This window comes from Vibrio sp. OY15, from assembly GCF_000742455.1.
GTDB lineage: Bacteria > Pseudomonadota > Gammaproteobacteria > Enterobacterales > Vibrionaceae > Vibrio > Vibrio alginolyticus.
In genome coordinates this window covers 37,881-50,702 of the sequence record NZ_JPIL01000014.1, presented here as the reverse complement: position 1 = coordinate 50,702, position 12,822 = coordinate 37,881, and the positions used below count along the sequence as shown (strand labels likewise).

Genomic DNA, 12,822 nt, shown 5'->3' with positions numbered 1-12,822 from the left:
ATTACTTACCGAAGTACTTGTTGTAGATTACGTCGTATTCGCCGTTCGCTTTCACTGTTTTCAGTGCCGTGTTCAGCTTGTTCACTAGCTCGTCGTTACCTTTGTTTACTGCGATACCGAAACCGTTACCGAAGTATTTAGGGTTAGTGACGTGCTCACCCACGTAAGCTAGATTGTCTTCTTTCTTGAACCATTCTGCTACTACTGCTGTGTCACCGAATACAGAATCAATACGGCCATTTTTCATATCGATGAACGCGTCTTGGTAGCTTGAGTAAGGAACCGCGGTTACGCCCGGCATTTGCTCAATCAGGTAGCTTTGGTGTGTTGAACCGTTTTGAACACCAACACGCTTACCTTCTAGTGCTTTTTGAACAGCCACTTTTTCTTTGATAGAAACAAACGCTGCTGAGTTGTCATAGTATGCATTCGTGAAATTCACTTGCTCCAAACGCGCCTCAGTAATGTCCATTGCAGAGATTGCCGCATCGTAGCGCTTGAATTTTAATGCTGGGATCAGGCTGTCAAACGATTGGTTGTGGAAGGTGCATTTTGCTTCGATTTCTTTACATAGTGCATTCGCCAGATCCACATCAAAACCTTGGATTTGGTTGTTTTCATCCATGTATTCGAACGGTGCGTACGTCGCTTCCATCGCGAATTTGATCTCTTCTTGTGCTGCTGCGTTTGCTGCCATAGTTGCAGAAGAAAGGCCGATTAGTGAAGCTAGTAGAATCTTTTTCATTGCAATACTCCGTGTGTACTTAGTGGGCTGACACTCGCAATGACAGCCGAGCTTATCTGTTAAATAGACTGAACTTTAAAAACGTAATTTAGTGATTTAAGTAGTCAGCAAACTGGGCGGTTTGCGGGTTAGAAAACGAATCATTTGTGCCGTGCTCAACGATGTGTCCTTTTTCTAAATACAGTACGTGACTAGCGATTTTCTTGGCGAAATCCACTTCGTGCGTCACAACTACTTGTGTAATTCCGGTTTCGCTTAAATTTTTAATAATCTTAACGACTTGGTTAGTAATTTCCGGATCAAGCGCAGCGGTCGGTTCATCAAAAAGCAAGACTTCCGGTTTCATCATCAATGCACGAGCAATCGCCACACGTTGTTGCTGACCACCAGAAAGTTGCATCGGCCATGCATCCGCTTTGTCTGCCAAATGCAGCGTCGCAAGAATTTGCATTGCCTGCTTCTTCGCTTCTTCTTTATCCATGCCAGCGACTTTTACCGGAGCCTCAATCAGGTTCTCCATCACTGTCATGTGTGGCCATAGGTTGTACTGCTGGAACACCATGCCTACTTTACGACGAAGTGCTAAACCTTGTTTCTCTTTGATTTCAGTAGAGAAATCAAAAACATCATTTGCGATGTTTAGCTTGCCGTTATCCGCACCTTCAAGAAGGTTAAGAACACGTAGTAGAGAGCTCTTCCCTGCACCACTCGGACCGAGTAACACCAGTGTTTCGCCGCTTTCACACTTAAAGCTGACATCGTGAAGCACTTGTGTCTCACCGTAGGATTTATTGATTCCGCTTACCTGAATAGTCATGCTGACATACCGCATTAATTGTCACTTGGCATTTATATTACTCAAAAGGATTTTTTATGCAATAAAAATGTATAAAAATTAATTTTGTTAAATTTTTGTATGATAAGCAATCAATACAACAGAGAATATGACTGGTTTAATCAGTTGGTTTTAACTGAAATTGTTGATGAAAATCCAACAATATGATGGCAATCGAAACAAGGTTAAAATTCTGGTTACTTTTGTGCTTGTGTAGACGGAATTTTGAGTCTTTGAACGTACTACACCCGACGCAGACCTTCTCATTTTTGCCGGGCTTCCCCCCTCGATTTCCGGTAAAGCCTTCTATCGGCGAGTTCCTGATTAGGACTTTGTGAATGGACTATAATTTCTTTTTGTATCTGACTCTTAATTTGAGTCATCTAAGTATTAATGGGATAACTCCATGTTGAAGTCGCATTGTTTTTCTCTCATTGCACTTGCTTCTCTGAGCTTACTTTCTATACCCAGCGTTTGGAGTAGAACAGCAATCGTGTTACCTGGATTGCATGAACAGGGTATTGATCTTCAAGATAAGCCTATCTCTGCTGCGGCTACACGTGAATGGGAACTGGATTATGCTGATATCGTATTCGGCGCTTACGAAAGTAAAAGTCATAATGAGCGTGTACAAGCACTTGGTTACATGTACAACCAAAAGCTGGAACTTAACTCAGGTTGGCTGGAAAACGATATACGTAACCAAGCAGAACTGAATGGAATTGACTACGAAGATTTCTTTCTCCACTTTTCTGAAGACACTATCCTAGCTGAAGTCGACTCAAGCCATGGTGAAAATACATTACTCAATCGAAAACCGATGATCGTTGGCTATACCGCCAGCGCTGACCACGCCGGCTTTTGGCTATATCAAACACCGCCATGGGATGCTGACGTATTTGGTCAGGCGAATAATGATGGTGCGCTCTATGTTTATCACTCAGAGAAGTTCGACCGCTTAACCTTTACGTTTTCTCAGTTTGCTCAAGGCGGCAGCTTCACGATTGAATACCCTTCTGCTATCGACTCGTTTGGTCGGGTAACAGAATGGAAACGCTTCGCGATTAAAAAAGACAAAACTGAGAACATGACTAAAAACCAAACAGTAAACTGGTCTGTTCCTTCGGATTGGGTTCGCGCTACAACGCATGATGGTAGCGGAAAAACTTATGGTGGCGGTCAGTACTTTGGCTCCACCTTTTTACGCGACGGCGGCCGCCTTTACTTTGCGAAAATTACTTGGCATGACGGCAACATAGAAAACCGCCCACGTCTCGAAAACATTCAACTCAAAAATAGCTTCCCTGCCGTCAATATCTCAGGAGCACCAACGGAGACACCTGAAGGTCAAACCATTCAACGCTGGCGTAAAATTCGTGGCTTCGACAAATCTGCAGATCGAAACCAAGACAATTATCTTTCTTGGAATGAATACAAAAACCGTTCAAATAAGAATGCAACCGCACGATTTCGTTGGGAGTCACGGGTTATTCCATTTGGTCGTATGTGGAATCAAACCTCTTCTTGGGCATTGACCAATCTCGGCAATCCCTTTTTTGCCAATACAATGCGCCACTCTTACCAAGCTGAATGGGCGAAACAAGGTTTAAATGGTGCGTACAACGACGATACGAATAAGTTACTCGGTGCAAATCAGTTCTACATATATTCCGGAGGCACAGTGGATGAACTTGGTTTGGTGGCGGGTAGCCAAGCTGCTGACGATGCTTACAAAGCGCAATTCTCGGCGTTCTTGAATAAACTGGCAACGCTGGATGAAGATGCGTTAATTGGCCTCAACATAGGTACGGCAAACTTATTCGGTCGTAATGGGCAAAACCACTTGGTTAACGCTGGCTCCTTGTACTTGCGCGAGCACTACCTTTTCCCTGCTACCGGCTTTAGTGGCTATGCTGGCTTGGCTAAATTTTGGGATAACTCTGCACTCGCCAAAGCTGGCCAGAAAGTGATTTATCAAGCGACCACGCGTTATGGTCGCGTTCAATACTTTGGTAACACAGAAAACAATTGGAAACAGGACCAATACTCTGCACTAGCGGTGTTCTACTTAAACTATCACCCTGAGCGCATTTACTTTAATCAGTGGAACAATGGCTACTTATATGGAAGTAATAACACAACAAGTGACAACTTCTGGAAGGCAGGCGTACCAATGAATATTGCTTATCAACCTAGCACCTTGCTTGCCGTTGATTTGGGAGAGCCTGCCAATCAAATACCAGAGGGGTATCAGGCGACTCCGGTAATGATGTCCACCAGCACGCCCTATCCTGCCGATTACACGGTGATTGGAGATGCTTCTATGAGCAAAGTGGCTCATCCTGACTTGCCCAATGGCGCTATCGATTTGTTACCAACCCATACGTACTTTGCGTATCACTCAGACGATATGGTAGTGATGCATGGCCCTACAGAGATGGTGTTAGCCCGCGAATTCACTAAAGGCCGAGTGCTGTATCGAACTGATTTCTTTGGCAAGAATATCGATTATTTCACCTCACCGAAGATGACAATCGTGCTTCCAGAGCCTATGCGACCTGTAGATCAAGACGGTAACATCGGCGACTATGTTTCTCATATTGAGATTGGCGGCTACGAAGGAGTGTTCTTGCTGTATTAACTCCCTTTCAACACGCCTCACCAAACGCTTCATAAATCACCGTTTTTATGCTTAACGTCACTGAAAAAAACTTGTTCACTGAATCTTTATAAACCGATGTATATACTGAAGTAAATGACAACGACAAGGAAATTCAGTCACATGAAGACGACACCTTCAATGCTCTCTGTTCTGCTGCTATCAGCATTATCTACTCATGCAAATGCGGACGAATGCGGAAAAATAACCATCGCAGACATGAATTGGAATTCGGCCAGCTTAATGGCGCACATCGACCAATTTGTCTTAAATGAAGGCTACCAGTGCGATGCGGAATTGATTCCTGGTGATAGCGTTCCTACAGGCACCTCTATGATTGAAAAGGGACAGCCTGACGTTGCGCCAGAGTTATGGACAAACGGTATTAAAGAAGCACTTGATAAAGGGATTGCGGATAAACGCTTGCGCATCGCTAGTGAATCGCTTGTCAATGGTGGTGAAGAAGGGTTTTGGGTTCCCGCCTATCTGGTAAAACAGTATCCAGAACTCGCGACGATAGAAGGCGTCATCAAGCACGCCAAACTATTTGAACACCCAGAAGATGATGACAAGTTCGCGTTCTATAGCTGCCCTGCTGGTTGGACATGCCAAATCACCTCCGGTCACTTGTTTAATGCATTAGGGTTAAGTGAGCACGGCTTTGAGATGGTTGACCCAGGATCTGGCGCAGCATTAGCTGGCACCATCGCCAAAGCCTATGATCGCAAAATGCCTTGGTTTGGTTACTACTGGTCACCGACCCCCGTATTGGGCAAGTATGATATGGTCAAAGTGGATTTTGGTAGCGGAACAGATTTAGAAGAGTATCGCAACTGTACCACTCAGCCTGATTGCGCTTCACCAAAAGTAACAATGTACCCACCTTCTCCAGTTCGCACAGTAACAACTGAGGCGTTTGCGAGCAAAGAACCCCAAGCATTCGCGTACTTGCAGAAACGCGGATTTACCAACGAGCAAATGAGTGAAATGCTGGCCTGGATGGAAGATAACTACGCGGACGGTGAAGAAGCGATGTTTTACTTCTTTAATACCTACCCTGACTTGTGGAAAGGCTGGGTATCTGAAGACGTCGCGGTGAGAATCGAAAAAGCGCTTTGATGATTAATACTTAAAGTGCCACAAATCATTTAACCTCCCATACCGTTTGAATAAACGGCATGGGAGACTCGTCAACGACTCGTTAATACATGGTGTGACCATTCAATGTTTCTTTAGGAATCTCTTGCAGAGCGTCCCAATGTTCGACGATCTTCCCATTGTGATCAAAACGAAAGAAATCCATTGTCACGTATTCAATATCATTAGGCCATGTTTGGTGAGTGTGTAGTGCCACCAAGTTCCCTTCAGCAATGGCTCGCACAAACGTAATGTCTTTATTGGGATACTCATTTTGTATCCGCTCAAAATACTCGATAAAAGCCTCGGGGCCATTTCCAACTAATGGATTGTGCTGAATGTACTCATCGCCAACATAGTCTTCAACCGCTTTTCTTGGATTACCTCGATAGGCGGTTTCGTAAAACGCAATGGCATTTCTTTTATTCTCTTGCAGATCCATTTTTCTTACCTGTGTTGCTCCATCTTGCGGATAACGGTAATCATAGTCTTTGAACTTCAGAAGTGACCAAACTTCGCGCACAAAAAAGGCCGCTAAAGAGCAGCCTTCATCACTTCTACTTGGAATCATCGCCTTTCATCGCTTAAACCACACCGCCAGCACCGAGCATAGAACGCTCACTGTTCTCCACCAGCAACGCGGTTGCGGTTTGTTTCAGTGTTTCCCATTCTTGGTCTTCGACAAAGATACCATTTTGCCAAGAAGCTTGTTGCGTGCGGCTTAACTCATCACCTTCAATGTGGGTGGTATACCCTTGTGCACTTTTCTCGATATCGAAATCGTTCACGGAGAGCTCGATAACCATACTATGCAAATCCGTATCATGCCCATCAAACTGATCCGAGAAAAAGACTTCTGGCGCGATTCGTCCACGGTTTAACACATAAAGCGTTCGCTTGGGACTAGAGCCATTGACCCATTGTGCACGGCACGCAATGCCTTTTGCAGAGAGCTTCAACAACTCACTAAAACCTAGCCAACGGTTATGACACTGTTTCAACGTAATGGTAATCGACTTACGGTTGATCATTTTCTCGAGCGCGAAATCCAACACCGCGGGTAAATGACACGCTACACTCCCGTTGTGCAGTTCTACCTCTATGCTTGACGGCGTACTGTTGGTCACCGATACGGCGCAGTCTGAATCTAACCCAAGAAACAGACTGGCGTTATTAAAATGACGAACTCCATGTAAGCCAACCATTTGCAAGTCCGCCACCATGTTCGCAATGACATCCGCCTCACCACAGTGACGGCGCATGCCAAGAAATGCCTTATTAACCGCGGCCACCAATTCGTTGTGAGAGACGATCATAATGCAAATCCTCCGTTGATTTTTTGATTGTCACTTTGCACAATTTCGTCACGCGGCGGCATGCTAGGGAAAATCCATGTGTCTGCCAGTTTAGGATCGTGAATTTCATCTAACAGCGGCGCGCCCTGGAAGAAGGTTACTCGAACCCAACGATCCGAGCGCGGATCAAACTTAGTCGCGCCAAAGATCGCCAATTTACAGCGCAGTAAGTGCATTGGTAACGCATCTTTACGCAGCACATTCATTTGAATATCCCCCATCGCACGGTTGCCTAGCGTCCATACGCGACGTGTGATCGAACGATAAGCCGGTTTTTGCAATAGAAACTCTGCTACGGACATTTCTACATCACAGTCAAGCAAGGCCTGGTACAAGCGATTCACTTGTCTGCCGATATCAAGCGGCAGTTCTTTTTCTTCTCCAGCCTCTTCCCCGCGAACACCAAGCCTTGGCTCTTCTTTATCTTGTGAGCGATACCAGAACCAGTAGTTGTTCTCGGCTAGTGAGTAATCCGCATCAATCGCCCAGCGGTACTTGCTTTGCAACACTTCCAGTAAATCTTGGATCTTTTTCCCGCCCGGAATAGATAACGTTTCATCCGTATTCATTTGGCTAGCAAATTCATCCACTAAAGATGGGTAGAGTTCGATCAAGCAAGAGGTGAGGATTTCTTGGGCTTCCACACTCATTGTTTTCTTATGCTCGACCAAACTCGCCCAGTTCGGATGTAATGCCATTAACGTTGTTAGCTCCGATAGCAGTTGTTTGATGTCTGCTATCGCTTGATGATTGAGCCTGTCTTGATGTTCATTGATGGTGATGACTTGCTCTAAATGACGCTGTGCTTTTTGCAGCAATCCTTGCAAAGGAGCATGGAACGACGCTTCACATGGCATCGCAAAGACTCGCGCTACCGCACGTTCACGAGAGGTCATCCATTGGTCAACAATACACGGATGATTAATCAAGTATGGAGCCATGCCTAAGCCAGTAGCATTGCCGACACCAAGGTAGCGCTGCAAGCCACGATGCAAAGCCACCGCGTTGTCGCCACCTTGTTGAAGTGCCAGATAGTGCACCCAATCTAGGCTGAATTCACGCAACATATATACTGCACACATTTGCGCACTAAAAGACTGGCTGAAATCTGAGTTGTTCTCTAACAGTTTGAAATCGGCGATACCAAACTTTCCGTTACCATAAACAGCTGTGGTACGCAGGATATAACCCACTTCCGCTAACTCTTTCGGCTCAGGCTGCTCGCCTTGAGAAAGAGCGCTAACAATGTGCTCAAACACGCGCACACTTTTGTTTGCGCGAGCAAGAACAAGTACGTTGTTTGGATTACGTCCCGCTTCTTGCAGCGGTACATTTTCTCGCAATCTTTCCAACAAAGTAACATCAACATCGCCTTGAACCAGTGCAAATGTGACGTCCCACTTTTCAGCAATTACGCGATCATTACGCTCGTCGTCGGCAATTTCTTCACAGAATACCACCAAATGATAAACGTGCTCTGGCGTGGTCAATTTGTAAATCACATGACCATAACCACGAGGACAAAGCTGCCACTCATGCTTGGTTACTTGCCAGTTTTGGCTTGCCATATTACGAATCAGACTGCGAACAAAGCTGATTCGGTTTTGGTGCATTGCGCCAAGCCTTTCGGCTGCCATGACAATCGCTGCATCGCGCATAGTTGCTTCCGTATAAGTAGAACGATGTGCATCCATTTTGCTCACCACCTATTTGTTATTGTAAGAATACTAGGGTTTGTGCGGATGCAGGAGGAAAACACCCGCACAAGCTCCACGTTGTTTGAATTAGATAATTGTTATAGCCCTTGCTCTTTCGCCATTTTGATTGCGATTTGCGGCGCATTCCAAAGTGACGGTAACAGAATCAGCGAAACCGGAACCGCGGTAATCACAATGAAAGATTGCAGTGCAGAGATGCCACCAGAGCCAAGAGAAATCAGGATTAGTGCCGTCACACCCATCATTACGCCCCAGAAGGTACGGATGATCGCATTCGGCTCCGTTTCACCACTGATCACGACACTGATTGTGTAGGTCATTGAGTCGCCCGTCGTGACGATGAAGATCGTGGTTAAAATCAGAAATAGAATTGAAGTCAGCATTGGCATTGGTAGTTGCTGAGTCACCGCAAGCAAAGCACCTGGCAGGTTAAAGCCTTCGAACGCCGCACTCACACTGCCCGGTTCAGCAATTTCAAACGCTAGGCCAGAGCCGCCCACAATCGTGAACCAAAAACAGGTGGTTAACGGAGCCACAATACTGATGGTGGAAATGACTTGGCGGATAGTTCGACCACGGGAAATACGCGCAATAAAAATTGCCATCATCGGACCATAACCCAGGAACCAGCCCCAGAAAAATACTGTCCACCAGCTTAGCCAACCTTCATCACCACGGTAGGTCGCCATTGGGATAAAGTTATCCAGCATGCTCCCTACACCTTGAATGTATCCGTTAAAGATAAAATTCGTAGGGCCAAAAAACAGGATGTAAACCATCAATGCCATTGCCAGAATCACGTTGTAACGACTAAGCAGTTGCATGCCTCGGCTTAATCCACTGAGTGCTGACAAGGTGTAAAGAGCAATCGCAAACAAGATGATGATAAGCTGAGTGGTAAAGCCATCAGGAATATCAAACAGCGCATTTAACGCGTAGCTAACCTGCAAGCCTAAAAACCCAATTGGCCCGATGGTGCCCGCGGCTACCGCGATAATGCAGCACGCGTCAATCAATGCACCGAGTTGGCCTTTAAGTGCTCGTTCGCCCAAGACTGGGTAAAGCAAAATACGGGGTTTTAGTGGTAAACCTTTGTCGTAATGCAGGTGCATCACCACGATGGAAGTTAAGCTACCTACAATCGCCCAAGCCAGAAAGCCCCAGTGCATAAAGGATTGCGACAACGCATTCACCGCACCTTGCTGCGGGTTATCTTGCGCGCCGTACAAAGGGGGTGGGCTAACGTAATGCGCGATAGGCTCAGCCGCGGCCCAAAAAACACCACCACCAGCCAATAAGGTACAGAAAATAATCGCCATCCAGCGGAAAGAATCCATTTCTGGTTTTGCAATCCCGCCCAACATCACCTTGCCTGTTCGCCCTGCAGCCAAGCCAAGACCAATAAGAAAAGTGAGAAGCAGCAGTAACTGCCAGTAAGGACCAAACACCTGAACTGCCCAGCCAAAGCCGGCGTTAACGATCGTAGATAACAACTCGCCGTCATAAAGTGCAATAGCAACGAACAACGCGATAAAACCACCGCTATACCAAAAGGCCGGGTTATTCAGTCCTAATTTGTCCGTCGTGTTTTCTGTTGTTGATGTGTTGTGTGTTGCTTTTGACTTGCCCGATGACACGCTCATCGTGGAAGCTTTCATGCTATTGGTTAAATCAGACATACTCTGGCTCCAGAGGTTCTTTGCAGCTGCCAAAGACTGGCTACAAATGTGAGTTTTACGCCTGCCGTATTGTTGTTATGTAGGCAGGCGGTTCCTAATTTTGGGTGTACTATGAAATAGGCTCTAATCCTTCTTTGAGGAAGTTAAACCAGTTTTCACCCAATATTTTTCCTGCCTCAGATTCACTGAATCCGTGACGCATTAATCCGTTGTAGATGTTCTCCATCCCTGCACTGCCGCAGAACCATGGCAGCGCATCTGGCCATCCCGAGTTACTTGCCGAACCTTCGCCGTAATCCATCGCTTTTGACCAACGACCGTTGCGCATCCACTCCAACACTTGTTGCGGCTGGTTTAAGCACAGATCACTACCGATGCCTAAATGGTCGACGCCAAACATGTCTGCGGTTTTCGCTACCATCTGGCAGAAATCATCCAGAGTGCACTGGCTGCCATTTGGCAAATGGAATGGATATAAACTGAATCCAATCAAACCACCGCGCTCCGTCAGTGCTTTGATCACGGTGTTGGACTTGTTGCGCAGTGCGTCATGCGCAAATGTCGGGTTAGCATGGCTGATACAAATTGGACGCGAAGAGAGCTCGATAGCTTCCAACGTCGAACGCTCCGCGCTGTGGGACATATCAATGATCATCCCGACTCGGTTCATCTCTTCAATCGCTTGCTTACCAAAGCGAGTTACGCCGGAATCGTTTTGTTCGTAACAACCTGTCGCCAGTAAGCTTTGGTTGTTGTAGGTCAGTTGCATGATCAGCAGACCTTGGCGGCGCATCACTTCAATCAGACCAATTTCATCATCGATAGGTGAGCAATTTTGCGCGCCGAAGAAGATGCCGACTTTGCCTTCTGCTTTGGCTTTTTCTACATCTGCCATTGAATAAATAGGCATGATGAGGTCCGCATTTTGCGCGAAGCGCAAGTTCCACTCAGCAAAACGCGTTAAGGTTTCGCGCGCAGTTTCGTGGTAGACGATGGTGGCATGAACGGCGGTAATGCCACTCGCCTTAAGCGTTTGGAAATACTCTCGATCCCAATTGCAGTACTGCAATCCGTCAATCACAATCCGTTGTTGGTACATAACCACTCCTTAAACAATTTCTTAGCCTTTTCGTGCGGGCAACTGACACCATCAGTTACCCTGCCGATCTTAGTAAGGACGCTGATAAGCGGTTTTCACTACGGTGTAGAACTCTTTGGCGTACTGACCTTGCTCACGAGGACCAAAGCTAGATTCTTTACGGCCACCAAATGGGACGTGATAATCTGTACCCGCAGTTGGCAAGTTAACCATGACGCAGCCCGTTTGGACTTGCTGTTTGAAGATCGCGCTATTACGCAAGCTTTGCGTGATAATGCCGCCTGTCAGGCCAAAGCGCGTATCGTTCGCGACTGCAATTGCCTCATCCAGATCAGAAACGCGAATCACGTTTGCCATTGGTGCAAAGACTTCTTCTTGGTTCACTTCCCAGCTGTTTTGTGTGTTCAAGAACAGGGTTGGTGACATGTAGTAACCGTCATGCTCTAGGCTCAGACGCTCACCACCGAAAGCCAACTCCGCGCCTGCTTGGCGTGCGTTTTCGATCCACTCAAAGTTCGCATTCAGCTGGTTACCATCAACCACAGGGCCCATGAACACGCCCTCTTCCAGTGCGTGACCCACTTTAAGTTCGCTCATGCGTTTGATTAGCGCTTCAACATACGCGTCGTGAATTCCGTCCATAACCACAAGACGAGAAGACGCGGTACATTTTTGACCTGCACCCGAGAATGAGCCTGCGATTGTCGCTTCGACAGCAATTTGAATGTCTGCATCATCTGCCACTACGAGCGCGTTTTTGCTGCCCATCTCTAGCTGACAACGTACAAAGTTTGGTGCCGTAGCCGCTGCAACTTTACGGCCTGTGTCCACAGAACCAGTGAAGCTCACGCCGTTCACATCCTTCGAATTGATAAGGGTATTACCTACTTGCGAACCGCTACCCAAAACGAGGTTAAACGTGCCAGCAGGTAAACCTTGGCGATGGATAATCTCTGTCAGCGCGACGGCACTTGCTGGGGTTAGGTTGGCAGGCTTCCAGACGACGCTGTTGCCAAACGCAAGTGCTGGCGCGATTTTCCAAGCAGCTGTTGCTGTTGGAAAGTTCCAAGGAGAGATAATGGCGATAACGCCGACGGCTTCACGAGTAACTTCAACGGAGACACCTGGACGGACGGAAGCAGCGTTATCGCCAATTTGACGCAGAACCTCAGCAGCAAAGTATTGGAAGAATTGGCCAGCACGGTAAATCTCACCTCGACCTTCAGCAAATGGCTTACCTTCTTCACGCGAAAGCAAGGTTCCCAATTCGTCACATCGTGCAATGAGCTCATCACCAATCGCTTGCAGCACTGCTTGTTTGCGCTCGATTGGTGTTTTTTCCCACTCTGGCTGCGCTGATTTAGCCGCTTGAATCGCTTGCTCTACTTGCGACACACTCGCTTGTGAGAAATCGCCAATGTTTTCGCTGATATCAGAAGGGTTAATATTGGCGATGGTGTCCATGCCCGATTGCCACTCACCCGCTATATAGAGGGATTTTTCTGCTTGAACATTGTTAATAAAAGTCATGGTTCTTTCCTTGTTCTTCCGATTTGTGATGGCAAGCCACCCACTCACTGATCTCTAATTGTTCT

Annotated in this window: 10 protein-coding genes; 2 read left to right on the top strand and 8 right to left on the bottom strand. The window is 46.6% G+C overall.

What is annotated here, in order from left to right:
• Position 1: 1 nt before the first annotated feature.
• Together IJ23_RS17880 and artP are read right to left on the bottom strand one after the other, a co-directional pair.
• Entirely contained in the window at positions 2-745 is a 744-nt protein-coding gene (locus IJ23_RS17880; RefSeq protein WP_033906961.1) for an arginine ABC transporter substrate-binding protein, read from the bottom strand.
• Between the two features lie 88 nt (positions 746-833).
• The gene (gene artP / locus IJ23_RS17875; RefSeq protein ID WP_086013014.1) at positions 834-1,562 is read right to left on the bottom strand and encodes an arginine ABC transporter ATP-binding protein ArtP; all 729 of its coding nucleotides are present in this window, start codon (positions 1,560-1,562) and stop codon (positions 834-836) included.
• Positions 1,563-1,986: 424 nt separating this feature from the next.
• Between artP and IJ23_RS17870 the strand changes: the two genes are divergently transcribed.
• Both IJ23_RS17870 and IJ23_RS17865 read left to right on the top strand, forming a co-directional pair.
• Positions 1,987-4,221, top strand: coding sequence for a hypothetical protein (locus IJ23_RS17870; protein WP_033906960.1), 2,235 nt, complete (start codon positions 1,987-1,989; stop codon positions 4,219-4,221).
• A gap of 141 nt (positions 4,222-4,362) precedes the next feature.
• The gene (locus IJ23_RS17865) at positions 4,363-5,358 is read left to right on the top strand and encodes an ABC transporter substrate-binding protein (protein ID WP_005375798.1); all 996 of its coding nucleotides are present in this window, start codon (positions 4,363-4,365) and stop codon (positions 5,356-5,358) included.
• 82 nt (positions 5,359-5,440) lie between these two features.
• Here IJ23_RS17865 and IJ23_RS17860 read toward each other — a convergent pair whose 3' ends face one another.
• The 6 genes from IJ23_RS17860 to IJ23_RS17835 all read right to left on the bottom strand — a co-directional run bounded on the left by IJ23_RS17860 (position 5,441) and on the right by IJ23_RS17835 (position 12,757).
• Complete coding sequence (locus IJ23_RS17860) at positions 5,441-5,818, bottom strand: nuclear transport factor 2 family protein (protein ID WP_025767673.1); 378 nt, start codon at positions 5,816-5,818, stop codon at positions 5,441-5,443.
• Positions 5,819-5,960: 142 nt separating this feature from the next.
• Positions 5,961-6,692: a DUF3726 domain-containing protein gene (locus IJ23_RS17855; RefSeq protein ID WP_025767672.1), complete on the bottom strand. Its 732-nt coding sequence runs from the start codon at positions 6,690-6,692 to the stop codon at positions 5,961-5,963.
• A complete protein-coding gene (locus IJ23_RS17850; protein WP_033906959.1) occupies positions 6,689-8,425 on the bottom strand; it encodes a hypothetical protein in 1,737 nt (578 codons plus the stop codon). The genes IJ23_RS17855 and IJ23_RS17850 overlap by 4 nt, the downstream gene beginning before the upstream one ends.
• A 101-nt stretch (positions 8,426-8,526) precedes the next feature.
• A complete protein-coding gene (locus IJ23_RS17845) occupies positions 8,527-10,128 on the bottom strand; it encodes a BCCT family transporter (RefSeq protein WP_005390956.1) in 1,602 nt (533 codons plus the stop codon).
• A 109-nt stretch (positions 10,129-10,237) separates the two neighbouring features.
• Positions 10,238-11,227 carry a membrane dipeptidase gene (locus IJ23_RS17840; RefSeq protein ID WP_033906958.1) on the bottom strand — a complete coding sequence of 330 codons (990 nt, stop codon included), beginning with the start codon at positions 11,225-11,227 and terminating at the stop codon, positions 10,238-10,240.
• Positions 11,228-11,296: 69 nt separating this feature from the next.
• Positions 11,297-12,757, bottom strand: coding sequence for an aldehyde dehydrogenase family protein (locus IJ23_RS17835; protein ID WP_033906957.1), 1,461 nt, complete (start codon positions 12,755-12,757; stop codon positions 11,297-11,299).
• Between the last annotated feature and the right edge of the window lie 65 nt (positions 12,758-12,822).